Consider the following 26,092-nt stretch of genomic DNA (forward strand, 5'->3'; position numbering starts at 1 on the left):
AAGCTTCGCGGGCAAGCCTCGCTCCTACAGATCACCGCGGATTGTAGGAGCGAGGCTTGCCCGCGAATTTTTGTGTCCGATACTTATCCTTGCTTCGCCGCTTTCAAACACTTCAAATCGTTGAAGTCCTTGCGCACCCCTTCGATTTTTTTCAGCAGTCGCTGACGCTGTTCCGGTGTGCTTTCTGCCATCAAATCCACAAACAATCCTCGCGCCTGGGCTTCGGTGTTGGCGTAGGCCTGACGGTAAGCAGGTGTCCATAAACTCTCGCGATTGACCAGAAGCGTCTCGATTCGTTGTGGGAATTCGGGACTATGGCGATGGGCAACCGCTGCACTGAACTGCTTTTGCCAATGGGCGCGATTGGCAATCCATTGGGTGTTCTGGTCACCCAAGGCGTTCGACCACGCAGCAATTCGAAGTCGCTGGGCTGCGCTGAGCGGGCCAAGCCAGTCAGTCAGACGCTTTTCCATACGCTCGCCACGCTCCTTGATCTGCTGATCCAACGACGGTTTGACGTAGTCCTCCTGGCGTTTGCGCTGGTCCTTGGCGAAGGCGTCGTTCATCTCCGCGACTTGCTTGTCATCCAGTCCCTGTAACAGCTCGATGGCCGACGGGGTGATTTCTCGCGCAGTCTGGGCGATGGCGGCCTTGGCTTCCTGAGTGCGGGTTTGCAACGCGGCATCGGTGACCTGGTTGGTCTCGACCATGACCTGCAAGCGGTCCAGCCAGTCGAGGTAGCCCGGCAATTGCGTGGTGCAATGCCAGCTCAGGTGCTCCTTGAGGCGCTCGTTGAACCAGCCTTTCTGCTCGCCGTTCATGTCCAGGTAATCGCTGAGCGTCCACGGAATGATCACATCGAGGTTGCGATAGGCCAGGCCCACGCGGCTGCACGCGCCGAGCGCAAGACTGAGGGTGATGATGACGGCGAGACATTTCAACCAGCGCGACATGGGCGAGTCCTTGCGAAAGCGTAGGTTCTCATGTGAACGCAGGATGAACCCGGCAGTTCAGCCGATCAATAAAAGGCGCGTTCGGCCTTGAGGGTCACCAGCCCGTCGCACTGGCTGTTGTGCCCGGAGTAGGCTGAGCAGTCGCTGCCGCTGAGGCTGGAACCACTGTAGATCAGGTCCAGGTCGACGCCCATGAATGGTCGGGAAAATTTCACCGACCAATCGGTGAAACTGCCTACATAGCCGCCGTCGACGGACACCGGTGTGTTGAGTTGGTGGGTGGTGTATTTCATGCTGATCCCGATGCCGAACGGCTGATTGCCACCGAGATCGGCGAACACGGTGCTGTTCTGTTTGTCGGGGTCATTGCTGAAGGCGGCGCCGAAACGGCTGCCCAAAAAGGTCAGGCCACCGAAAAGCTCCTGGCTGTCGAGAGTCTCTACCTTCGGGTAGCTGTAACGGATCATGCCGACTTCGTACCCAAGGGTATTATCGAAAGGCTGTTTAAAGCCCATGTAGGAGTCGACTTCAAGGTTGGCGCCCGGCGTTAAACCCATGCTCGGTGCCCACTGGCCCACGTAGAAGCCGCTTTCATGGCTGAGGTCGAGGCCACCGTGGAACGAGCCGGTGCTGGAAGGCTTGACCAGCCCTTGGGCCATGCTGCGGCTGGGGGTAGTGCCGAGTTTGAGATCGAAGTCGCCCAATTCACGCTGGAAGATTTGCGCATTGGCGATCGAGAACGACAGCAGAGTGCCGAGCAATACAAGAGAGGGTTTGAGCATGCGTCACTCCATTGACAGCGAGGCGCAGGTTGCAAAACCTGCCAAACGCTTGATCTAGACGTGTGCAAGCATACCGGCGAATGCTCGGCATCGAGGGCCGTTCGTCGATTTTTGAATTATTGATGTGTTTGGCGGGGTGTTTCGGGAGGGTTCCAGCCCAAGCGCTTCGAAGCTCAAAGCGCTTATGGACCAGTTAACGCAGGGGTGTTACTTCTTGCCTAGCGTGATCTGCTTGGACGGGCCGAATGTCTGGCCGCTGACGCCTTTGGCAATTTGCTGGATCTCGCCACCGGACTTGAGGAACGCAGCAATCTGGTTGTTGATCGATTCGCTGGTTTCAACGGCTGGAGCTGGCTTTGCTTTGCTGTTGGATGCTTTTACACGCATGGCGGCCATTAACCTGTAGAAAATTAACTTGGCCAGGCATCGTACATGAAATACTTGACAATTGCTTGGTAAATATCCCCCTGAAATAACCGCTGCCTTCACTTGATTACTCACCGATCATTGTTCGAATTATCCGGCTAAGCTGCTGTTTTAAATAAGAACATCGGTCAGGAAAAAGCATCCTGGCGTGGTGGGGGCGGGGCAGGGTAGCGGGATCGGTCTGACGAGTGGCCGCCAGCCCGTGGATAAAACCCAGGAAAATTAAGGCCTTCAGCGGATTTTCCTGCGCCACCGGGCCGGCCACCGAACACTGTCGGCAAAACCGGGTAGAATGCCGCCCACGCAATGAGGGTATTGGAAATGGCTTTAGTCGGGCGCTACAACAGTTTGCAAGTGGTTAAACACACTAACTTCGGTTTATATCTGGACGGTGGCGCGGATGGCGAAATCCTTCTGCCTAATCGTTATATTCCCAAAGATATTCCCAGCGAAGATGAAGATTGGCTCAACGTTTTTGTTTATCTGGACAGCGATGACAAACTCATCGCAACTACCGAAAAGCCGAAAGTTCAGGTCGGTGAATTCGCCAGTTTGAAAGTCGTTGAAGTCAACAGCATCGGCGTGTTCCTGGATTGGGGTCTGCCGAAGGATCTGTTGCTGCCGTACTCCGAAGAAAAACGCCAGATGACCGCTGGCGAATACGTGGTGGTGCACGTCTACCTCGACAAGCACACCCGCCGCATCACCGCGACCGCACGCCTGGACCGCTACCTGGACAAGACCCCGGCCAGCTACACCCCTGGCCAGGAAGTTGATTTGCTGGTTGCCGAAGCCACCGATATGGGCTTCAAGGCAATCATCAACAATAAGCACTGGGGCTTGATCCACAAGAATGAAATCTTCAAGTTCATGCGCGCCGGTAAAGAAGAGAAGGGCTTTATCAAAGAAGTCCGTACCGACGGCAAGATCAGCCTGAGCCTGCAACCGGTCGGCGAAGAAGCCGCCACCAGCCTGAACTCGAAGATCCTCGCCAAGTTGCGCGACAACAACGGCAGCCTGCCGGTCAGCGACAAGAGCGACCCAACGGTGATCAGCAGCATGTTTGGCGTCAGCAAGGGCAACTTCAAGAAGGCTATCGGTGCGTTGTACAAAAATGGCCAGATCGTCATTCATGCCGATCGCATCGAACTGAGCTAACGCCGACCCCTGTAGGAGCTGCGGCAGGCTGCGATCTTTTGATCTTGATCTTCTGAACATCAAAAGATCGCAGCCTGCGGCAGCTCCTGCAGACGATCCGTGTCCACGGGCGGATGACGCTGGTGGCAATTTAAAGGTCTCCCTCGGGCTCTTTTTTCTGTCCATTTGGTTAATAATCGACAGCCTGATTTTTTCGCCCCGGCCCCCGTGCCGGGGCTTTGCTTTTACTGTCGAGTCACTGCCATGGATTGTGTTGTCGAGGTGTTCCGGTGAGCGTCACCCGGCGTAGCGCCGACGGGTTCGCCCTGCAAGTGATGATCGGGTTGTGCCTGATCTGGGGCGTGCAGCAGGTGATGATCAAATGGGCTGCGCCGGACATCGCGCCGGTCATGCAGGCCGCCGGGCGCTCGGGCATTTCCGCGTTGCTTGTAGCAATGCTCATCTGCTGGAAGGGTGGTTGGGATCAGGTCGGCACTACCTGGCGCGGTGGCCTGCTGGCCGGTGCGTTGTTTGGCCTGGAATTCTTCTTCATTTCCGAAGGCTTGCAACTGACCACGGCGGCGCACATGTCGGTGTTCCTCTATACCGCGCCGATCTTCACTGCATTGGGTGTTCATTGGCTGTTGCCGAGCGAACGATTGAGGCCCGTGCAGTGGCTGGGTATTTTCCTTGCCTTCGTCGGGATCGCCTTCGCGTTTGCCGGAGGGGTTTCCTGGGATAACCTCGATCACCGCATGTTGATAGGCGACGCGTTGGGCGTCCTGGCCGGGGCTTCCTGGGGCGCGACCACCGTAGTGGTGCGCGCTTCACGTCTGTCGGAAGCGCCGGTGACCCTGACCCTGTTCTATCAATTAATCGTCGGGTTCGTCGGCTTGCTGCTGATCGCGATCCTCAGTGGCCAGGTCACACACGTCAGCCTGACCACTGTCGCGGTGGCCAGCGTGCTGTTTCAGGGCTTGGTGGTGTCGTTCTTCAGCTATTTGACGTGGTTCTGGTTGCTACGGCGCTATCTGGCGGCGAACCTGGCGGTGTTCTCGTTCATGACGCCGCTGTTCGGCGTCACGTTTGGCGTGGTGCTGTTGGGCGAAGAGTTGAGCGTCAACTTCGTGATCGGGGCGGTGCTGGTGCTGCTGGGCATCACGTTTGTCAGCGCCGAGCAGTGGGTGCGCCGTCGCTTGCGCAAAGCCCTCGGCCAGCACTGAGCGGGCGTCTTGAACTAATGGTCAGGTATTTTGATCAATTCAGTAACAGATCATTGCGACTTTGGGCGAGCAATGCGTAGGACTTCCGACTATTATCAGTGCGAAGCGGCTACAGAATTCCGGTCGCTCGGCACTACCCTGAAGGGGGCACCATGAAAGAGAAAATCCAAAACTGGCTGCACGACCTGGGTGTCGCACTCGGTTTGATCGAACCGCCTCTGCAACCTGTGCCTATTCGCACTGACGACGAACAACGCCGACGCCAGCAGCAGCGCCGCCGGTAAGGGCGAAGCGGCCGATGGAGCAGCTGTAGCAGCTGCCGAGCTCGCGAGGCTGCGTTCGGCGGCGCAGCCGTCGCAAAACCTGAGTGCGAGGTAGTCCTGAAAGACCGTGTCTCCTGAATTCACGACTGCTGCGCAGCCGAACGCAGCCTCGCAGGCTCGACAGCTGCTACAGGGAATTGCAGCGGTACAGGCAAACTCAATGCCGTCCGATCTCCAGTAAAAACCGGCTCAAGTCATTCGCTGTTTTCGCTGTCTTGAGCATCCGGTCTTCTTCGGCCGTAAACGCGGTCAAACCCAGTTCATCTTCCAGATGGAAGATCAGCTCTTCGATATCTTCTTTATCCAATCCCAACTGCGCCAGGCTGGCGTCGTCGTCGAAGTCATCCCGACCTTCCAGCAGGCGGCTGATGAAACGATGCACGGCGTCACGCAAAGCGGCTTCTTTCATGGTTGTTCTTCGAGGGCGTTATTGTTGTTGTCCCTGGGTCTGAGTACAGCAGGCTTCAGCCGTGCAGGCGCTGCCACTCGTCAATCATTGTGCGCAAATGCTCCCCGGAGAAACTTCCGAAATGCCCGCCATGCACCGTGCGAATCGGCAGCGCGCGCAAGCGTTGCAGGCTGCGGGCGTAATCGTCGAGGTTGGAGTGGTAAGCGTCTTCGATCAGCGGCCCGTCGTAGATGATGTCGCCGCTGAACAGCGTCTCGGTGGCGGCCTCGTACAAGCTGATGCCGCCCGGTGAATGCCCCGGTGTATGCAGCACTTGCAGCACCCGGTCACCCAGGTCCAGCACGTCACCTTCTTCAATCAAACCAGTCGCTGGCGCGGCCTTGACCCGATACTCGGCGTAGCACAACGGGCAATCGGGGTGCGCCTCGAACATCTCGTCGCCGACGAACGCCGTGCTCAAGGTGTTTTCACCGTCCGGCGCGGCCAGGATCTGCGCTTCGGCCGGGTGCACCAGGCGTTCCGGGAATTCGTGATGCCCGGCAATGTGGTCGAAATGGCAATGACTCGCCACCGCCACCAGCGGCCGCTCGGTGATCCACGGCAATTGTTCGCGCAAGCTCACCAGCCCGGAACCGCTGTCCAGCAGCAGGTCCTTGTCGCGACCCTGTATGTGCCAGAGGTTGCAGCGATAAAAGGGCCGGATGTACGGCTCGTGAATCAGGCGAATGCCGTCGCTGAGCTGTTTGACCTCGAACCACTGATCGCGGCTGACGATCTTCATAAGCAGTTTCCTTCAGGCGAAAAAAAACGGGTGTGGCAACCGACGCCACACCCGTCGAAGAAAGCATCAAGTCGTTATGTTCAGCTTAGGCGGCGCTGGCCACGGTTGCTGGACGAGGGGACAGCAAGCTGACCACCACGAAGCTCACGAGGCCTACGGCGAGGCTGTAGTAGATCGGGGTGTTGGCGTCCATACCGTCCTTGATCATGAACAGCAGCGCGGTGGCAAAGCCCATGCCCATGCTGGCGATAGCGCCGGCGGTGGTGGCGCGTTTCCAGAAGATTGCACCGATCAGCGGGATCAGCATGCCGCCCACCAACAGGTTGTAGGCCAGGGTCAAGGCACTGATCACGTCGTTGACCACCAGCGCGATACCCAGCACGGCGATGCCGGTCAGCAGGGTGAACAGGCGGTTGATGCCCAGGCTCGACTGTTTACCGCCGCGCAGTTTCGGCAGCAGGTCTTCGGTCAGGGTGGTGGCGGCGGCGAGCAGGCCGGCGCTGGCGGTGGACATCATGGCAGCCAGTGCGGCAGCGATTACCAGGCCACGAATACCGTCTGGCAGGGACAATTTGACGATGGCGGCGAACGCGTTGTTGACGTTGTCCAGGTCCGGGATCAGCACATGAGCGGCCATGCCGATCAGGGCGCAGGCCAGTCCGTAAACGATGCAATAGATACCGGCAGCAGTACCGGCGACCTGAGCCACTTTGGCGCTCTTGACGGTGAACACACGCTGCCAGATGTCTTGACCGATCAGGATCCCGAAGAAGTAGATCATGAAGTAGGTGATGATGGTGTCCCAGCCAATCGTGGTGAAGCTGAAGGCGGTTGCCGGCAGTTTCAACACCAACTCATCCCAACCACCGACGCGGTACAGGCAGATTGGCAACAGGATGAACATCAGGCCCACGGTCTTGATGACGAACTGGACGATGTCGGTCAGGGTCAGGGACCACATGCCGCCGATCGCCGAATAAATCACCACCACACCACCGCCGACCAATACCGACAGCCAGAACGGCAGGTCGAACAGCACTTGCAGTACGGTGCCAATGGCCAGGATCGAGACCACGCCGATCATCAGCGCATACGCCAGCATGATCACCGCGCTCGCCGAGCGGGCCATCGGGTTGTAGCGTTTCTCCAGCACTTGGGTAACGGTGTAGATCTTCAGTTTCAGCAGCGGTTTGGCGAGGAACAGGTTCAGCGCCACGATCCCGCAGCCCAGTGCGGCACACAGCCAGAAACCGGAGATGCCATGGACGTAGCCCAGGCGCACGGTGCCGACGGTGGACGCACCACCCAGAACGGTGGCGGCCATGGTGCCCATGTACAGGCTTGGGCCGAGGTTACGACCGGCAACCAAAAAGTCTTCGTTGGTCTTGGCTTTGCGCATGCCGTAGTAGCCGAGTATCAGCATCGCGGCGGCGTAGATGAGTACGACGAATAAATCCAATGCCATGATGGCGTGTCTCCGATTGTCTTTTTTATGGTGAGGCTGAAATCAATCCCTGTGGTGTCTCAATCCCTGTAGGAGCGAGCGGTGCGGCGATCCGACTTGCCCGCGAAGGGGACGCCTCGGTCTGTCAGGCAGACCGCGTCATCGTTCTTCGCGGGCGAGCCTCGCTCCTACAGGTCATGTGTTGATCACAGGTAATGCGTTTAATCAGGCGACTTGTCGCACCGACGGTTTAGCGAGCGAATCCGTGCCCTTGCTGCGTGCATCGTTTGGACCGAACACGGTTGCCGATTCCGGGAACAGGCTCAGCAGCGCCAGGTACACCAGCGACGCCAGGCCAAGGGTGACCGGCAGGCTGATGTCGATGCCGCCGGCCAGATCGCCCAGCACCCCGACAAACTGCCCCGGCAGGTTCACAAAGCACAGACCCACCAGTGCGCTCGGGATCCAGGCACCCAGGCCACGCCAGTTCCAGCCGTGGGTGAACCAGTAACGACCGCCTTTCTCGCCACGGGTGAAGACTTGCAGGTCATCCGGGCAGTAGAAGCCGCGACGCACGACCAGGCCGATGATCATGATCACCATCCACGGAGTGGTGCAGGTGATGATCAGCACGGCGAAGGTCGACACGCTCTGCACCAGGTTCGCGGCGAAGCGTCCGATGAAGATGAACGCAATCGACATCACGCCGATCAGCAGCGTTGCCTTGACCCGCGACAGCACGCGAGGGAACACGCTGGACATGTCCAGCCCGGTGCCATACAGCGACGTGGTGCCGGTGGACATGCCGCCGATCACCGCGATCAGGCACACCGGCAGGAAGAACCAGCTCGGCGAGACAGCCAGCAGACCGCCGACGTAGTTGTTGGCGGCGATGTAGTCTGGCGCCTTGATCGCTACGATGGTGGCGGTCGCAAGACCGAACAGGAACGGGATAAAGGTGGCGATCTGCGAGATCACCACAGCCGCCATGATCCGGCCTTTTGGCGTTTCGCGAGGGATGTAGCGCGACCAGTCGCCGAGGAACGCACCAAAGGAAATCGGGTTGCTCATGGCTACCAGAGCAGCACCGATAAAGGCTGCCCAGAAACCCGGTTGCCCCATGCTCACGGTGCCGGCGTAGTTCACATCGAAAGGACCGGCGAAGGCGAAGATGCCCAGCAGGAACAGCAGGCTGGCGCTCCACACCGCGATCTTGTTGACCCACAGCAGGAAACGGAAGCCATAGATGCACACCGTCAGCACCAGAATCGCGAACAGACCGTAGGCCAGGCCCAGGGTCAGGTCGGTTTCCGGCAGACCGATCAAGCGTTTGGCCCCACCGATCAGCGCATCACCCGAACTCCACACCGAGAGCGAGAAGAAGGCGATGGCGGTCAATAGCGACAGGAACGAACCGACGATCCGCCCGTGCACGCCGAAGTGCGCACCGGAAGACACGGCGTTGTTGGTGCCGTTGATCGGACCGAACAGGCCCATCGGCGCGAGGATCAGCGAGCCCAGCAACACGCCCAGCACAATCGCCCAGACGCCCGCCTGAAAAGACAGGCCGAACAGCACCGGGAAACTGCCGAGCACGGCGGTGGCGAAGGTGTTGGAACCACCGAAGATCATCCGGAACAAATCCGTCGGGCCTGCGGTGCGTTCGCTGTCCGGGATCTGTTCGACCCCGTAGGTTTCAATTTGCGTAAGGCTTTGGTCTTTGTTGTTGTTATTCATGATCAGCTCCGATCATAAAGGCGCGCTCATCGTGCGTGAGCGTCACCTGTTTGGCTAAGGGGTTGGCAGCCCTTCCGGCAAGGCGGACAAGTGTTCGTGGCAGGCCAGCCAAAGGCCTTGTTGTTCTTGGCCAGACGCTTGTTTCTTGAAAACAATCGTCTCGCGCTCCTGGCTGAAGTGTTGCTCCCCTTGCATGCGCAGCTCGGTGGCCACGTCATGGATGAAAATCGCCACGTCACCTTGCAGGCTGACGAAGGCGTTGCTTGAGGTGCACGAAAGCACCTCGAAGCCGTCCTCGGAACGCCAGGTGTCCCACAACGCCTGGTAGGCATCGCGCGACAGCAGGGGCTGTTCGAGGGTGTAGAAGACGAAGCTGGCATCGGCGCTGAACGCGCCGAAGTAGGCTTCGCGATCGTTACGGGCGAAGGCGGATACCAGATCGGCCGCCGCTTTCAAAACCTGATCACGTTCGGTCATGACCCATCCTCAGCGGTGGACCACGCCAGGCAGTACGCAGAGCATTTCGTACAGCAGGTTGGCGGCCAGCAGCGAGGTGTTGCCGGTGGTGTCATAAGCGGGCGAGACTTCTACCAGATCGCAACCGACCAGGTCGAGGCCTTGGCAGCCGCGAACGATTTCAATCGCCTGAATGGTCGTCAGACCACCGATTTCCGGGGTGCCAGTACCTGGGGCCCAGGCTGGGTCGATGCCGTCGATGTCGAAACTCAGGTACACCGGACCGCCGCCGACTTTCTCGCGAACTTCAGCCATCAACGGGGCCAGGGACTTGTGCCAGCACTCTTCGGCCTGAACCACACGGAAGCCCTGGTTACGGCTCCAGTTGAAGTCGTCAGCGGTGTAGCCCTGGGCGCGCAGACCGATTTGCACGACGCGGTTCGGGTCCAGCAGGCCTTCTTCGACAGCACGACGGAAGGTGGTGCCGTGGGCGATTTTCTCGCCGAACATGTGATCGTTCACGTCAGCGTGAGCGTCGATGTGCACCAGGCCGACCTTGCCGTGCTTCTTGTGGATGGCACGCAGGATCGGCAGGGTGATGGTGTGGTCGCCGCCCAGGGTCAGCGGGATCACATCGTGTTCGAGGATGTTGTCGTAGGATTCTTCGATGATCCGTACGGCATCCAGCAGGTTGAAGGTATTGATCGCCACGTCACCGATGTCGGCGACCGACAGCGAGTCGAACGGTGCAGCGCCGGTCGCCATGTTGTACGGGCGGATCATCACCGATTCAGCGCGGATTTCACGAGGCCCGAAACGGGTGCCAGGGCGCAGGGAGGTGCCGATGTCCAGCGGGACGCCGACAAAAGCAGCATCGAGGCCGGCAGCGGTTGGCACATGGGGGAGTCGCATCATGGTGGCGATGCCGCCGAAGCGCGGCATTTCATTGCCGCCCAGTGGTTGGTGAAGAATCTTGTCCACGGGTAGGGCCTCATCGTCGTTGTTTTATTTATGTCGGTGACGCCGTTCACGGAAGAGACGGGCACCGCTGTGGGCCGATTCTGCGAAATGTAGTGGCCGGGAAGAATCGCTACGGGCAAATACTTAGTTCAGATTTTTCTATACTAATGGCGACGACGGCGATAGACTCCCACAGTCCCTGTAGCAGCTGCCGAGCCTGCGAGGCTGCGTTCGGCGGCGCAGCCGTCGTAAATCCTGCGCATACGGTTTGTCTGACACACCGCATTGAATGGATTTACGACGGCTGCGCCGCCGAACGCAGCCTCGCAGGCTCGGCAGCTGCTACAGGGATCTTGTCGTTGATACGTTTTTGCTGGAGTGCCCCATGGCCAACGCTTTACCCGACCTGAAACTATTGCGCATCTTCGTCAGCGTGGTTCGCCATCAGGGGTTTGCCAATGCGCAGCAAGAGCTCAACCTCTCGACTTCGGCCATCAGCACCTACATGAGCCAGCTCGAAGCGGCGCTCGGCCTGGTGCTGTGCCATCGCGGTCGCGGCGGGTTCAGCCTGACCAGCAAGGGCGAGCTGTTCCATCAGGAAACCCTGCGCCTGCTCGGCGAGCTCGAAGGCTTCGAGCAATATGCGGCGGCATTGAAGGGCGAATTGCGCGGGACGCTGAACCTCGGCGTGATCGACTCCACCGTCAGCGACAAGGCCTTGCCCTTTGCCGAAGCCATCGGCGCCTACAGTCAGGAACACCCGGCGGTGCATTTGCACCTGTCGGTGATGAGCCCGTACGAACTGCAACTCGGCGTGCAGGACAACCGCCTCGACCTGGCCATCGGCGCGTTCTCCACGCGCATGAGCGGGCTGGTCTACATGCCGCTGTACCGTGAACAACACTGGTTGTATTGCAGCAGCCGGCACCCGCTGTTCACCGAGCGGCGCATCCCCGAGCAAGTCATCACTCAGCAACGCATGGTCGGTCGAGGCTACTGGAGCCAGGCCGAACTGGCCCGGCACGGCTTCAAACACAGCGCGGCGACCGTGGAAAGTATGGAGGCCCAACTGATTCTGGTGCTGTCCGGCGCCTACATCGGTTACCTGCCGGAGCACTACGCTCAGGCCTGGGCTGACAAGGGCGACTTGCGGGTTTTGCTGCCAGCGACGTTTGGTTATCAGGCACCGTTCTCGATGATCGTGCGCCGTGGCCGCAGCCGCGAGCCGCTGATCCAGACCTTCCGCGATTTGCTTAAAGCACAACTCAATCAGGCTTGATCGATGTCCAGAATCCAGTGTTCCCGTTGCCTGCGCCCGCAAACGCATTGCCTGTGCCCGCTGATCCCGAGCCTCGACAGCCGCACCCGGGTGTTGCTGTTGCAGCATCCCAGCGAAGTGAACCATGCGCTGAACACCGCGCGGTTGGCGGCGTTGGGCTTGAACAATGCCGAGTTGATTGTGGGTGAGGAGTTTGAGGATTTGCCGGCGTTGTTGAATCAGCCGGGGTATCAGGCGCGGCTGCTGTTTCCGGGTGAGGAGGCGCAGCCTTTGCAGGCTTACCGCGATACCGACGAACCGCTGTTGCTGGTGGTCCCGGATGGGACGTGGCGCAAGGCGCGCAAGATGCTGCACCTCAATCCGCTGCTGGCCGCGTTGCCCCGAGTGACATTAATTGATGGCGGCGTGTCGCGGTATCGCTTGCGCAAGGCGCCGGGGCCGGGGGCGTTGTCGACGGTGGAGGCGATTGTGCAGGCGTTGCAGATTCTTGAGGCACCGACTTCTTTCGAGCCTTTATTGAAGCCGTTCGAGGCGTTGATCGAGGGGCAGATTGCGGCGATGGGGGAGGAGGTTTTTCAGCGTAATCATGGGCCGAAATAGTGGTCGCCTGTGAGGGCCTCTTCGCGGGCAAGCCCGCTCCCACAGTGTTTCGCGGTGTGCATATTATCTGTCTACGACACGGACCCTGTGGGAGCGGGCTTGCCCGCGATGGCGGCGGATCAATCACCGCAGATTCAGGAGAAGACTACCGCTCCCGCATCGCCTCAGTCCGCGCCTTCAACACTGGTTTGAGCAGATAATCCAACACACTTTTTTCCCCAGTAATGATATCCACCGTCGCCACCATCCCCGGAATGATCAGCAACGGTTTCACATCCCCGCCCAAGTGGTTCTTATCGGTCCGCACCTGAATCAGATAAAAGCTGTTGCCCTTGTCATCGGTAATCGTGTCCGCACCGATCAGCTCAAGCTTGGCACTCAAGCCCCCATAAATCGTGTAGTCGTAAGCGCTGAACTTGACCATCGCCTTCTGCCCCGGGTGCAGGAACGCCACGTCCTGCGGCCGGACCTTGGCTTCGATCAGCAGGTTGTCTTCCAGCGGCACGATTTCCACCATGTCGCTGCCCGGCTGGACTACGCCGCCGATGGTGTTGACCTTCAGCACCTTGATAATCCCGTGCACCGGCGAGACCACGGTGGTGCGGGTCACGCGGTCGTCGATGGCGATGCTCGACGCCGTGATTTTCGACAGGTCGGTGCGTTTCTCGTTGAGTTCTTTCGCCGCGTCCGAGCGGAAGGATTGTTCCGACTCATCAATCTTGCTTTTGATCTCGTTGATCGCCGATTCGGCACGGGGAATCGCCAGGGTCGTGGCGTTCAGCGAGCCGCGAATCTCCACCGCGCTGCGTTTGAGCCGGAGGATTTCCACCGGCGAAACCGCCCCGGTGCCCACCAGCGGCGCCGACATGTTCATCTCTTGTTGCAACAGTGCCAGGCTGGAACTGTATTGGCCCTGTTTGGAGCGGAATTCCGCCAGTTCCTGGGTTTTTTGCCGAAGTTGTTCGCTCAGGGTGCGCTGCTCACTGGCCAGTCGACGCTGGCGCTGTTCGTACAGCGAGCGTTCGTCTTCGGCCACTTGCGGTGCCTTGGCAATTACTTCCGGCGACAACTTGAACGGCCGGCCTTCCGCCTCGGCCGACAGCCGTTCCACCTGCGCGGTCAGCGCATAACGATCGGCCTCGCTTTCGCCCTTGTTCGACAGGAACCGCGTGTCGTCCAGGCGCAGCAACGTATCGCCCTTGTTCACCATTTGCCCTTCGCGAACGAAGATCTCGGTGACGATGCCGCCCTCGAGGTTCTGGATCACCTGGACCTTGCTCGACGGAATCGCCTTGCCTTCGCCCATGGTGACTTCCTGCAGCACCGCGAACTTGGCCCAGACCACCGCGCTGATAATCAGCCCGGCCGCCAGCCACACGGTGATCCGCGACCAGCGCGGCGAGTCTTGCAACGAGGCGCCGGCGGTTTCCGGCATGAATTCGCTTTCGGCGCTTTTGCTGAAACTGCCGAAGTAACCCCGGTCCTTTGAAGTGTCGGATGATGAACGGGCCATGGCTAGCTCCTAGACAGCCGCAGAGCCGACACGGCCCTTGCGCAGTGCATCGATGACCGCTTCTTTCGGACCGTCGGCGACGATCCGTCCGTTGTCCAGCACCAGCAGCCGGTCCACCAGGCTGAGCATCGAGGTGCGGTGGGTGACCAGCAGCAGGGTTTTGCCCTGGACCCAGCCGTGGAGTTTTTGCCGCAGGACGTCTTCGCTGCTGTTGTCCATGGCGCTGGTGGGTTCGTCGAGCAGCATGATCGGCGGATCGAGCAACAACGCCCGAGCCAGCAATACTGCCTGGCGTTGGCCGCCGGAGAGCAGTTGCCCGCGCTCACCCACCGGGCGGTCGAAGCCTTGCGGATGCTGACGAGCCAGCTCGGTAACGCCGGTCAGTTCCGCGACTTCGAGCATCCGTGAATCGCTGATGTAGCGTGCGCCGAGGGTCAGGTTGTCGCGCAGGCTGCCGGCCAGCAGCGGCAGGTCGTGAGCGACGTAGCCGATCTGCTGGCGCAGGTCGGCGACGTCCAGTTGCCGCAGGTCCAGGCCGTCGAGCAGCAGTTGACCTTCTTCCGGTGCATAGAACCCCATTACCAGCCGCGCCAGGGTGCTTTTACCCGAGCCGCTGCGGCCGATGATGCCGATCCGTTCGCCCGGTTTCACACTGAAACTGACGTTGGCCAGCGCCGGAGCATTCTGGCCGTTGTAGTGGAAAGTCACGCCTGCGACGTCCAGTGCGCCTTGCAGTTGCGTGCGTTCCAGCGGCCGCTGTTTGGCGTCGCGTTCCTGCGGCAAGGACATCAGCGCGTCGGTGCTTTTCATGGTCAGTTGCGCTTGCTGGTAGCGCGTGATCAAACCAGCGATCTGCCCCAGCGGCGCGAGTACGCGGCTGCCGAGCATGTAGGTCGCCACCAGCGCACCGACGCTGAGGTTGCCGGCGATGATGCTGTAGACCCCGGCGACGATGGTCGCCATGCCGGAAAATTGCTGGATGAACAGCGTGCCGTTGGTGGCCAGTGCCGAGAGGTTGCGCGCGTGGCTGTCGAGGCGGGTGAGGGCGCCGTGGGTACTTTCCCATTTGTGCTGGCGTTCGCTTTCGGCGCTGCAGGCCTTGAGGGTTTCCAGGCCGCCGAGGGTTTCGATCAGCAGCGCCTGGCGTTCGGCGCCGAGGCTCAGGCTTTTCTGCACGGTGTCGCGCAGACGGACCTGAATGATCATGGCGAAGATGATGGTGATCGGAAACGCCAGCAACGGAATCACCACCAGCCAGCCGCCGAGCAGGCCGATCACCACCAGCATCAGCACGGCGAAGGGCAGGTCGATCAGGCTGGTCAGGGTCACGGCGGTGAGGAAGTCGCGCAGGCCCTGAAAGTCATGGATGCTCTGGGCAAAACCGCCGATGGTGGCTGGCCGCGCTTTCATCGCCATGCCGGTGATGCGTTCGAACAGCGTGGCAGACAGGATCACATCGGTTTTCTTCCCGGCGGTGTCCAGCAAGTGCGCGCGCACCACGCGCAGCACCAGTTCGAAACCGGTGCCGATCAACAAGCCGATCGACAATACCCACAAGGTCGACGTGGCCTGGTTGGGCACCACGCGCTCGTAAGTCTGCATGACGAACAAGGGCACCATCAGCCCCAGCAGGTTGATCAGGAAACTGGCGAGGATCGCATCGCTGTACAGCCATTTCGACAGCTTCAGGGTGTCGCGGAACCACGCTTCCACGCGCGGCACCAGGGGCGAGCGCAGGTCTTCGAGTTCGTGGCGCGGCCGGGCGAATAACGCCTGGCCGCTGTAGTTTTCAGCCAGTTCTTCACGGCTGACCCACTGTTCACCGCCATCGGCCTCGCTGGGCAGAATCAGCAAGCGACCGTCCTCGCCGTAGCGCCGCAGAATCGCGGTGCGGCCGTTGTTGAGGATCAGCATCACGGGCAGGTTGAGCGCGGAGATATCCGCCAGTTCACGACGCAGCACACGCGCCTGCAAACTGGCCCGGGCCGCTGCACGCGGCAGCAGGTCCAGGCTCATGCGTTGGTGTGCCATTGGCAGCCCGGCACTCAGGCTGGCGCGACTGACCGTCGCGCCATGAAGTTTGCAGAGAATCAACAGACCGTCCAGGAGCGGGTCATCGAAGCTCAGGCGCGGATCGACACCGGTGTTGCCGGGTTCCATGCTGGTCACATTGATCGCTCCAGTTGGCATAGGTATCGACATATCTCCCTGTAGGAGCTGCCAAAGGCTGCGATCTTTTGACTTTGCTTTTAAAAATCAAGATCAAAAGATCGCAGCCTTCGGCAGCTCCTGCTGGATTACCTCAGTTCAGGCAGACGGGCTTCGTTTTTCACTTCGCTCTGGGCGATCGCATCGGCGGGCAGCACCACCCGTTGCTTGCTCAACAACTGACCCATGTTCGCCAGCACGCGGTACATCGAGTATTCCTCGGTGTAGCGCACTTCGGTGTAGCGGCGGTTGGCGTTGTAGAGCTCGTTTTCACTGTCCAGCAAGTCGAGCAGGGTGCGTTGGCCGAGGCCGAACTGGTCCTGATACGCCACACGCACGCGGCGGCTGGTGTCAGCGTATTCGCGGGCGGTCGGGGTTTGTTTCTTCGCGTTGACCATGGCGTTCCAGGCCAGGTGAATGTTCTCGTTGAGCTGGCGCAGGGCGTTGTTGCGGATGTCCATCGCCTGATTGATCTTGTGCGCGTCGGACTGCAGGCGCGCCTTGTCGCTGCCGCCGCGGAACAGGTTGTAGTTCATCACGATGCCGACCCGCCACTCGTTGTCGTGACCTTCCTCACCCTGCACGTTGTTGTTCGCGCCCACCGCTGCTTCGGCGTCGAAGCGTGGGTAGAACGGCGACTTGGCGACTTCGTACTGGCTCTCGGCCGATTGCACGTCGGCCTGGGCGGATTTCAGGTACGGGTTGTTTTCCACCATGCTCTGCTGTGCTTCCGGCAGGGAGGTGGGCAGTTCGCCACGAATCGACGGCGGTGCTTCGAGTTCATCGGGCAGGCGCCCGACCACGGCGTAGAAGTTCGACTCGGCATCGGCGAGATCGACTTCAGCAGTGTCGAGGTTGTTTTGCGCCAGTGCCCGGCGCGCGGTGGACTGGTCGGAGTCGGCGTTACTGCCGATCCCGCGCTGCGTACGCAAACCGATCTGGTCATTGACCCGCAGGTGAGCTTGCAGGTTGTTGGTGGCCAGGGTCACCAGCTCGCGGCGCTTGAGCACTTCGAGGTAAACCTCGGTGGTGCGCAAGGCCAGATCCTGAGCGGTGCCTTGAGCGTAATAGGCCCGGGAGTTGACCACGCCTTTGGTGCGTTCAACTTCGTTGGCGGTGTTGAAACCATCGAAGAGCATCTGCCGCAGACGCAATTCCGATTGGGTGTAGGTGAGGATTTCGGTGTGGTGATTGCCGAACGCCCGGGTGTTGGTGTTATCGCTGTACCCGCGCCCGTAGGCGGCATTCAGATCAACCGATGGATAAAAGCCCCCTTTGGCGACTTTCACGTCTTCATCGGCCGACAGACGGCTGTCCACACGCGACGCCAGCTCCGGGTGGGTCGCGATGGTGCTCTGGATCGCTTCGGTCAATGACATGGCTTGAGCGTGAGACGTGAAGGCCATAGCCAACAGAATTGCGCTGCAAAGAGGGGTTAAGGCGCGCATGGATACATCTCCCTGAAGTCCTGATGGTGCTTATCAGTCGCCAAATATTTGACGGCATTTATAGGTAAAAGCGTTTCATGCTTGTAACAACAGAGCTAAGAACATTCTAGAGAGAACCTAAGAACTGTTTTTCATAATGCCTATGCCGAAAAAAACTTATGCGCTCTGCAAAATCCAGCACATTGTTCAATGCGAAAGCCCTTGATTTATGAGCTTTAGGGAGCTCATTTCGGACTTGAGGAATGTTTCATTCACTTGGCGACATAGGGCGGAGAAGTGCTGGAGGGGAGGGAAGCGGAACAGTCTGATGGCGACGGTTTTTTGTCACTGGTTAGGATCAGGGCTGTTACGCAGCGCTCACAGGGCAGTCGTTTTCGAAGTGGATCCCGATGCTATTGATTGCATAGGGTTTTATCCCGAACCGGACACGTCGCCCACGAGCGACACGCTTGGCGAGAACGTCGCCGGGGCAGCGGCTTACTTCAGGTAACCGCTCCCCGGCAGACGATCCGCCATTGAACCCGCTTCAACCATGAGCACGTTCTTCGCACAAACAGGGTGCCGACAGCGGTTGGCAGCGGAGGAAATGCACATGGCTACGCTCATCGGTATCGTTAGTAAGGTCATTGGTCAGGTGTTCGCCCAAGCAAGCGACGGCACCCGGCGTGCTTTGGTCGAGGGGGACCGGTTGTTCGCCGGCGATCAACTGGTCACCGGGGCCGAAGGCGCGGTGGCGGTGCATTTGCAAAATGGCCAGGAACTGACGCTCGGGCGTGGCAGCAGCCTGCAAATGACCTCCCAGTTGCTCGCGCATCAGGCGCCCCATGTGGACACCGCCGAAGCGGTGACGCCGACTCAGGCGCAGCTGACTGATGTCGAGCAACTGCAAAAAGCCATCGCGGCGGGGGACGACCCGACCCAACCAGGTGAAGCCACCGCGGCCGGCCCGACGTCGACCGGGGCGCCCGGTACTGCGGGTGGCGGGCACAGTTTCGTGATGCTCGAAGAAGTGGGGGGGCACGTCGATCCGACCATCGGCTTCCCTACTGCAGGCTTCAATGGTATTCCCGAATTCCCCCTGGAGCGTCTGGCCGGTGATCCCGATAACGGCGATGACGCTATCGTTGCGCCTGTGGCACCGGTTGTCCCGAACAACCCGGTCACCCTCACCGGGCTTTCAGTGGCCGGAGGTGAGCTGACCCTCAACGAAGCCAACCTGGCCAACGGTTCGGCAAGCAACCCCGGTGCACTGACCCAGAACAGCACGTTCACCGTGTCTGCACCTGATGGACTGACCAGCCTGAGTATCGGCGGGATCAACGTGATCAGCGGCGGCGTGGCCGTCGGTTTCCCGCAATCGATCACCACTCAATTGGGCAACACCCTGACCGTCACCGGCTACAACCCGGCCACGGGTGTGGTGAGTTACAGCTACACCCTCAACGGCAACGAAACCCATTCGGCCGGTGACGGCATCAACAACCTCAGCGAACAGTTCACGGTGGTTGCCGGTGATTCCAACGGCGATACGGCCACTGGCACACTGGACGTCAACATTACCGACGATGTGCCCAAGGCGGTCGACGACAGCAACGCCCATACCGCCTCGGAAACCCTGGTGACCCTGACCGGCAGCGTGCTGCCCAACGACACCCAGGGCGCAGACCGCATTCCCACCGGTCCTGACAGCGGGCCGATTATCGGCGGCACCTTCACCGGGACATACGGCACCCTGGTGCTCAATCCCAACGGCACGTACACCTACACCCTGAACACCAACGACGCCGACTTCAAAGCCTTGCACGGTGGCGGCAGCGGCACCGAAACCTTCACCTACACCCTGACCGATGCCGACGGCGACACCAGCACCGCAAACCTGGTGCTGAACATCCATAACAACGACGACCCGGTCACGATTGGCGGCCTTAACGCCGAAGGTGGCGAACTCACCGTCTACGAAAAAAACCTCAGTGACGGCAGTGCACCGGACGCCAGCGCGCTGACCCAAAGCGGCACCTTCACCATCACCGCCCTCGACGGCGTGCAAACCCTCAGCGTCGGCGGCATCAACGTGGTAGTCGGCGGCGTGAGCGCGGGTTTCCCGCAATCGGTCGTCACGCCGTTGGGCAGCACCCTGACCATCACCGGGTATGACAGCGCGACCGGCGTGGTCAGTTACAGCTACACCCTGGCGGACAACGAAGCGCATCCGACCGCCAACGGCGCCAACGGCATTTCCGAGCAATTTGCCGTGGTCGTGGTCGACGACAACGGCACCACAGCCAATGGCAATCTGGACGTCAACATCATCGACGACCTGCCTAAAGGCGTGGATGACAGCAACACCCACACCGCCTCGGAAACCTTGCTCACACTCAACGGCAATGTGTTGACCAATGATGTGCAAGGGGCTGATCGCGTGACCACTGGCGAGAATGCCGGCCCGATCACCCCCGGCACTTTCACCGGGACATACGGCACCCTGGTGCTTAACGCCAACGGCACCTACACCTACACCCTGAACACCAGCGACGCCGATTTCAAAGCGCTGCACGGCAATGGCAACGGCACGGAAAATTTCGTCTACACCATCACCGATTCGGATGGCGATACCAGCACCGCCACCCTGGTGCTGAACATCCACAACAACGACGACCCGGTCACCATCGGCGGCCTCAACGCCGAGGGCGGCGAGCTGACCGTCTATGAGAAAAACCTCAGTGACGGCAGTGCACCGGACGCCACCGCGCTGACTCAAAGCGGCACCTTTACCATCACCGCCCTCGACGGCGTGCAAACCCTCAGCGTCGGCGGCATCAACGTGGTAGTCGGCGGCGTGAGCGCGGGTTTCCCGCAATCGGTCGTCACGCCGTTGGGCAGCACCCTGACCATCACCGGGTATGACAGCGCGACCGGCGTGGTCAGTTACAGCTACACCCTGGCGGACAACGAAGCGCATCCGACCGCCAACGGCGCCAACGGCATTTCCGAGCAATTTGCCGTGGTCGTGGTCGACGACAACGGCACCACAGCCAATGGCAATCTGGACGTCAACATCATCGACGACCTGCCTAAAGGCGTGGATGACAGCAACACCCACACCGCCTCGGAAACCTTGCTCACACTCAACGGCAATGTGTTGACCAATGATGTGCAAGGGGCTGATCGCGTGACCACTGGCGAGAATGCCGGCCCGATCACCCCCGGCACTTTCACCGGGACATACGGCACCCTGGTGCTTAACGCCAACGGCACCTACACCTACACCCTGAACACCAGCGATGCCGATTTCAAAGCGCTGCACGGCAATGGCAACGGCACCGAGAACTTCGTCTACACCATCACCGATTCGGACGGCGACACCAGCACCGCCACCCTGGTGCTGAACATCCACAACAACGACGACCCGGTCACCCTCGGTGGTCTCGATGTCTATGGCGGCGAGCTGACCGTCTACGAGAAAAACCTCAGCGATGGCACCAGCCCCGACGCACCGGCACTGACCCAAAGCGGCACCTTCACGGTCACGGCTCTCGATGGCCTGCAAACCCTGACCGTGGGCGGCATCAACGTCATGACCGGCGGTGTGGCCGCAGGCTTCCCGCAATCGATCGTCACCCCGTTGGGCAGCACCCTGACCATCACCGGCTACAACGCCACCACTGGCGTGGTCAGCTACACCTACACCCTGGTCGAGACCGAAGCTCATCCGAATGCCAACGGTGCCAACAGCATCACCGAGAACTTCAACGTGGTCGCCACCGACAGCGACGGCAGCACCGCGTCGGGGCAGATCAACGTCAACATTGTCGACGACCTGCCCACCGCCAAACCCGACTCGGCATCGGTGGCGGAGGGCGGCACGATCAGCGGCAACGTGCTGGACAACGACATCGGCGGTGCGGACGGCCCGGCGCTCAGTGGCGCGGTGGTCGGCGTGCGTGCAGGTTCGGACACCTCGACCTCGGCCATTGGCGGCCTCGGTTCACAAATCAACGGCACCTACGGTTACCTGACCCTCGATACCAATGGCAACGCGGTTTATCACAGCAACCCGAACGCCGTGAACGGCCCCGGTGCGACCGACGTTTTCACCTACACCGTGCGCGATGCCGATGGCGATGAAAGCACCACCACGATCACCATCGATGTCAGCAACAGCTGCATCAGGGCGGTCAGCGATACCGACGTAACCGTCTACGAAAAAGCCCTGGATCTGACCAAGGACGGCCAGGACCTGGCGCCCGGCACCGTCATCGGCAGCCAGCCGGGCAGCACCGGCGAAACCGCCTCCGGCACCCTGGTCGGTTCGGTCAGCGGGGCCAGCGGCGTGATCACCTACACCCTGGTCGGCAGCGCCACCGGCACCTACGGGCAGATCCTCCTCAACCCCAACGGCACGTACACCTACACCCTCACGTCACCGCCGAGTACGACACCCCACGCGGATGACGGCGCCAACACTTTGACCGAAAGCTTCACCTACAAAGCCACCGATGCGCTGGGCAATAGCACCACCAGCACCATCGTGGTGAGCATTGTCGATGACGTGCCCAAAGCGGTGAACGACAGCAATGTCCACACGGCTTCGGAGACCTTGTTGACCCTCGATGGCAACGTGCTGACCAACGACGTGCAAGGCGCCGACCGCGTGCCGACCGGCCCGAATTCCGGCCCCGTTACTCCCGGCACCTTCACCGGTACTTATGGCACCTTGGTGTTGAATGCCAACGGCACCTACACCTATACGCTGAACACCAGCGACGCCGACTTCAAAGCGCTGCACGGCAATGGCAACGGCACCGAGAACTTCACCTACACCATCACCGATTCCGATGGCGACACCAGCACCGCCACCCTGGTGCTGAACATCCACAACAACGACGACCCGGTGACCATCGGTGGTCTCGATGTCTATGGCGGCGAACTGACCGTCTACGAGAAAAACCTCAGCGACGGCACCAGCCCCGACGCACCGGCACTGACCCAAAGCGGCACCTTCACGGTCACGGCCCTCGATGGCCTGCAAACCCTGACCGTGGGTGGCATCAACGTCATGACCGGCGGCGTGGCCGCAGGCTTCCCGCAATCGATTGTCACGCCGTTGGGCAGCACCCTGACCATCACCGGTTTCAACCCGGTCACCGGCGTGGTCAGTTACAGCTACACCCTGGTCGAGACCGAAACACACCCGAATGCCAACGGTGCCAACAGCCTCACCGAAAACATCAATGTGGTTGCCACCGACACCGACGGCAGCACCGCATCGGGGCAGATCAACGTCAACATCGTCGATGATTTGCCGACGGCTAAAGCGGATTCGGCCAGCGTGGTAGAGGGCGGCACCGTCAGCGGCAACGTGCTGGACAACGACATCGGCGGCGCTGACGGTCCGGCCCTCAGTGGTGCGGTGGTCGGCGTGCGCGCAGGCGCGGACACCTCGACCTCGGCCATTGGCGGCCTCGGTTCACAGATCAACGGCACCTACGGTTACCTGACCCTCGATACCAATGGCAACGCGGTTTATCACAGCAACCCGAACGCTGTGAACGGCCCCGGTGCGACCGATGTTTTCACCTACACCGTGCGCGATGCCGATGGCGATGAAAGCACCACCACGATCACCATCGATGTCAACAATAGTTGCATCAGAGCGGTCAGCGATACCGACGTGACCGTCTACGAAAAAGCCCTGGATCTGACCAAGGACGGCCAGGACCTGGCAGCGGGCAGCGTCACCGGCAGCGAACCCGGCAACACCGGCGAAACCGCTTCCGGCACGTTGGTCGGCTCGGTCGCCGGCGCCAGTGGCGCAGTGACTTACACGCTGGTCGGCAGCGCCACCGGCACCTTCGGGCAAATCCTCCTCAACCCCAACGGCACGTACACCTACACGCTGACCTCGGCGCCGAAAACCTCGCCGAATGCCAACGACGGACCGAACACCCTGAGCGAAAGCTTCACCTACAAAGCCACCGATGCGCTGGGCAACAGCACCACCAGCACCATCGTGGTCAACATCGTCGATGACGTGCCCAAAGCCGTGGCGTCGGAACGTTCGGTGGCGGCCATGGAGATCGACACCAACCTGTTGCTGGTGATCGACGTGTCCAGCAGCATGGCCGAATCTTCCCGTGTGGACGGCCTGTCGCGACTGGAGCTGGCCCAAAAGGCAATCAGCGCCTTGCTCGACAAGTACGACGACCTGGGCGATGTGAAAGTGCAGATCGTCACCTTCAGCACAAACGCCACCGACAAGACCTCGGTCTGGGTGGATGTGGCCACGGCCAAGTCGATCATCGCCGGCCTGACGCCGGGCGGTAACACCAACTACGACGCGGCCGTGGCCGTGGCGCAAAGCGCGTTTGACACCAGCGGCAAACTGACGGGAGCACAGAACGTCGGCTACTTCTTCTCCGACGGCAAGCCCAACATCGGAACGATCAGTGCTGCGGATGAGGCGGCGTGGAAAGCGTTCCTCGACACCCATGACATCAAGAACTACGCAATTGGCCTGGGGAGCGGCGTCAGCAACGTCAACCTCGATCCCCTGGCCTACGACGGCAGTAGCCACACCGACACCAACGCCGTGGTGGTGACCGACCTCAACCAACTCGGTTCGGTGCTGTCGGGCACCGTGGTCGGTGCTCCGGTCACTGGCTCGCTGCTGGGTGAGGGCGCCACGTTCGGCGCCGATGGCGGTTTCATCAAAACCATCACGGTGGACGGCACCACTTACACCTATGACCCCAAAGGCAATAGCAGCCAGGGTTCGCTGGGCTTCAGCGGTGGGCTCAACCACGGCACGTTCAACACGGTCAACAACACCCTGAGCATCGCCACCGATAACAAAGGCACCCTGGTGGTCAACCTCGACACCGGCGAATACACCTACACCTCGCAACAAACTACGGGGGTGGTGCTCACCGAAAACATCGGCTTCACCGTCAGCGACAACGACGGCGACCTGGCCAGCTCCACTCTGGTGGTCAAAGTCATTCCGAACGCGCCGCCGGTGGCGGTCGATGATCACATCATCACCAACGTGTTGTCGGGCAGTGTCGTGGTGCCGGGCGAGTTGCTGGTGGCCAACGACACCGATCCCAATGGCGATCAGCTCACGGCCTCGCCGACGACCTTCAACACCGGCTGGGTCGCCAAAGGCGGTGACTTCACCGGCAGCGGCGTCATCGGTTTTGCCAGCAGCGGCAACACCGCGGCTAACCAGGCACTGGCGAATGTCCGCAGTGCTTTTGCTGCCAATGCGGCAACCATGACGGCGGTGCTGGTGGTCAGTGGTTATCTGGGCCAAGTCTCCAACAGCAGTGCCAACGATGAAGACCGTATCACCGTCAATCTGAAGCAGGGTGAAACCCTCAACCTTGATCACAATCTGGCGGCCGGTCATATCGTCATGGAGTATTCGGTCAACGGCGGCGCTTTCATTGCCATCGCTGACGGCCAGACCATCACCGCCGCGGCGGACGGCACCTACCAGATCCATCTCACCAACATCGACGACAATGGTTCGGGCGGTGGCGGCAAGGGCTCGGAAGACTACAAGCTGACCATGACCGTCAACTACGCCGGGGCGCACGACATCACCCCGGACTACCACGGGACCTACACCGCCAACGACAACCATGGCGGCAGCGACAGCGCAGGCGTGACCATCAGCTATCAGGAAGGCCACACCCTCACCGGCACGGCGGGCGATGACATATTGGTGGCCGGCACGGGCAACAACGTGATCAACGCCGGCGACGGCAACGACGTGCTCACCGCAGGCGCAGGCAACAACGAGCTGCACGGTGGCGCTGGCAATGACTTGCTGTTCAGCGGCGCAGGCAACGATTTGCTCGACGGCGGCACCGGCAACGACACCGCCAGTTATGCCCACGCCACGGCCGGGGTCACGGTCGACCTGAGCCTGCTCACCGCGCAAAACACCCTTGGCGCCGGCACCGACACGCTGACGGGGATCGAAAACCTCACTGGTTCGACCTTCAACGACAGCCTCACCGGTGACAACAACAGCAACATCATCAACGGTGGCTTGGGCGACGACATCCTCAACGGCGGGGGCGGCGATGACTTCCTGATCGGCGGGCTGGGCCACAACACCCTCACCGGCGGTAGCGGCGCAGACACCTTCCAGTGGCTCAAAGGCAACAGCGGCCACGACGTCGTCACCGACTTCACCCCAGGCACCGACAAACTCGACCTGTCGCAACTGCTGCAAGGAGAGAACGGCACTGCGGCCTCGCTGGATGACTACCTGCACTTCAAGGTCACCGGCAGCGGCGCATCACTGGTCACCAGCATCGACGTCAGCGCCATGGCCGGCGCTGCGCCGAACCAGACCATCGACCTCGCTGGGGTGAACCTGGCCAGACACTACCGGGTGACACCG

18 protein-coding genes are annotated in these 26,092 nt (G+C 60.6%); 6 read left to right on the forward strand and 12 right to left on the reverse strand.

The annotated features are described in order from the left end of the window. Nucleotides 1-83: 83 nt before the first annotated feature. The 3 genes from AEQ67_RS11830 to AEQ67_RS11840 all read right to left on the reverse strand — a co-directional run bounded on the left by AEQ67_RS11830 (nt 84) and on the right by AEQ67_RS11840 (nt 2,131). On the reverse strand, nt 84-953 hold the full coding sequence (locus tag AEQ67_RS11830) for a DUF6279 family lipoprotein (RefSeq protein ID WP_059404034.1): 870 nt from the start codon (nt 951-953) through the stop codon (nt 84-86). 65 nt (nt 954-1,018) lie between these two features. Further along, a complete protein-coding gene (locus tag AEQ67_RS11835; protein ID WP_059404035.1) occupies nt 1,019-1,735 on the reverse strand; it encodes a TorF family putative porin in 717 nt (238 codons plus the stop codon). Between the two features lie 207 nt (nt 1,736-1,942). Next, nucleotides 1,943-2,131: a hypothetical protein gene (locus AEQ67_RS11840; protein ID WP_017337097.1), complete on the reverse strand. Its 189-nt coding sequence runs from the start codon at nt 2,129-2,131 to the stop codon at nt 1,943-1,945. Nucleotides 2,132-2,482: 351 nt separating this feature from the next. On the opposite strand from AEQ67_RS11840, the gene AEQ67_RS11845 reads away from it, so the two are divergent. The 3 genes from AEQ67_RS11845 to AEQ67_RS36490 all read left to right on the forward strand — a co-directional run bounded on the left by AEQ67_RS11845 (nt 2,483) and on the right by AEQ67_RS36490 (nt 4,805). Beyond that, a complete protein-coding gene (locus AEQ67_RS11845) occupies nt 2,483-3,319 on the forward strand; it encodes a CvfB family protein (protein WP_059404036.1) in 837 nt (278 codons plus the stop codon). 269 nt (nt 3,320-3,588) lie between these two features. After that, a complete protein-coding gene (locus tag AEQ67_RS11850; RefSeq protein WP_059404037.1) occupies nt 3,589-4,521 on the forward strand; it encodes a DMT family transporter in 933 nt (310 codons plus the stop codon). 152 nt (nt 4,522-4,673) lie between these two features. Continuing rightward, on the forward strand, nt 4,674-4,805 hold the full coding sequence (locus tag AEQ67_RS36490) for a PA1414 family protein (protein ID WP_256580670.1): 132 nt from the start codon (nt 4,674-4,676) through the stop codon (nt 4,803-4,805). A 196-nt stretch (nt 4,806-5,001) separates the two neighbouring features. On the opposite strand, the gene AEQ67_RS11855 is transcribed toward AEQ67_RS36490, so the two are convergent. The 6 genes from AEQ67_RS11855 to speB form a co-directional block, all read right to left on the reverse strand. Beyond that, on the reverse strand, nt 5,002-5,253 hold the full coding sequence (locus tag AEQ67_RS11855; RefSeq protein ID WP_059404038.1) for a phosphopantetheine-containing protein: 252 nt from the start codon (nt 5,251-5,253) through the stop codon (nt 5,002-5,004). Between the two features lie 55 nt (nt 5,254-5,308). Further along, nucleotides 5,309-6,034: an MBL fold metallo-hydrolase gene (locus AEQ67_RS11860; RefSeq protein ID WP_059404039.1), complete on the reverse strand. Its 726-nt coding sequence runs from the start codon at nt 6,032-6,034 to the stop codon at nt 5,309-5,311. A gap of 85 nt (nt 6,035-6,119) precedes the next feature. After that, the gene (locus AEQ67_RS11865; protein ID WP_059404040.1) at nt 6,120-7,499 is read right to left on the reverse strand and encodes a sodium:solute symporter; all 1,380 of its coding nucleotides are present in this window, start codon (nt 7,497-7,499) and stop codon (nt 6,120-6,122) included. Nucleotides 7,500-7,703: 204 nt separating this feature from the next. Next, entirely contained in the window at nt 7,704-9,215 is a 1,512-nt protein-coding gene (locus AEQ67_RS11870; RefSeq protein ID WP_059404041.1) for a purine-cytosine permease family protein, read from the reverse strand. A 54-nt stretch (nt 9,216-9,269) separates the two neighbouring features. After that, nucleotides 9,270-9,692 (reverse strand): YybH family protein, encoded by a 423-nt coding sequence (locus AEQ67_RS11875; protein WP_059404042.1) that lies wholly within the window; start codon nt 9,690-9,692, stop codon nt 9,270-9,272. 9 nt (nt 9,693-9,701) lie between these two features. Next, complete coding sequence (gene speB, locus AEQ67_RS11880; protein WP_059404043.1) at nt 9,702-10,652, reverse strand: agmatinase; 951 nt, start codon at nt 10,650-10,652, stop codon at nt 9,702-9,704. Between the two features lie 364 nt (nt 10,653-11,016). Between speB and AEQ67_RS11885 the strand changes: the two genes are divergently transcribed. Both AEQ67_RS11885 and AEQ67_RS11890 read left to right on the forward strand, forming a co-directional pair. Then, a complete protein-coding gene (locus tag AEQ67_RS11885; RefSeq protein WP_007945995.1) occupies nt 11,017-11,910 on the forward strand; it encodes a LysR family transcriptional regulator in 894 nt (297 codons plus the stop codon). Between the two features lie 3 nt (nt 11,911-11,913). Then, nucleotides 11,914-12,510, forward strand: coding sequence for a tRNA-uridine aminocarboxypropyltransferase (locus AEQ67_RS11890; RefSeq protein ID WP_059404044.1), 597 nt, complete (start codon nt 11,914-11,916; stop codon nt 12,508-12,510). Nucleotides 12,511-12,655: 145 nt separating this feature from the next. On the opposite strand, the gene AEQ67_RS11895 is transcribed toward AEQ67_RS11890, so the two are convergent. From AEQ67_RS11895 to AEQ67_RS11905, 3 genes are all read right to left on the reverse strand, one after another. Beyond that, nucleotides 12,656-14,023: an HlyD family type I secretion periplasmic adaptor subunit gene (locus AEQ67_RS11895; protein WP_059404045.1), complete on the reverse strand. Its 1,368-nt coding sequence runs from the start codon at nt 14,021-14,023 to the stop codon at nt 12,656-12,658. A 9-nt stretch (nt 14,024-14,032) separates the two neighbouring features. Next, complete coding sequence (locus tag AEQ67_RS11900) at nt 14,033-16,192, reverse strand: type I secretion system permease/ATPase (RefSeq protein WP_059404046.1); 2,160 nt, start codon at nt 16,190-16,192, stop codon at nt 14,033-14,035. Nucleotides 16,193-16,320: 128 nt separating this feature from the next. Beyond that, nucleotides 16,321-17,679, reverse strand: coding sequence for a TolC family outer membrane protein (locus AEQ67_RS11905; RefSeq protein WP_059404047.1), 1,359 nt, complete (start codon nt 17,677-17,679; stop codon nt 16,321-16,323). A gap of 592 nt (nt 17,680-18,271) precedes the next feature. On the opposite strand from AEQ67_RS11905, the gene AEQ67_RS11910 reads away from it, so the two are divergent. After that, the coding region (locus AEQ67_RS11910; protein ID WP_059404048.1) for a retention module-containing protein at nt 18,272-26,092 on the forward strand (7,821 nt) is incomplete at its 3' end.

Source organism: Pseudomonas sp. RIT-PI-q (genome assembly GCF_001297125.1).
Taxonomy (GTDB): Bacteria; Pseudomonadota; Gammaproteobacteria; order Pseudomonadales; family Pseudomonadaceae; genus Aquipseudomonas.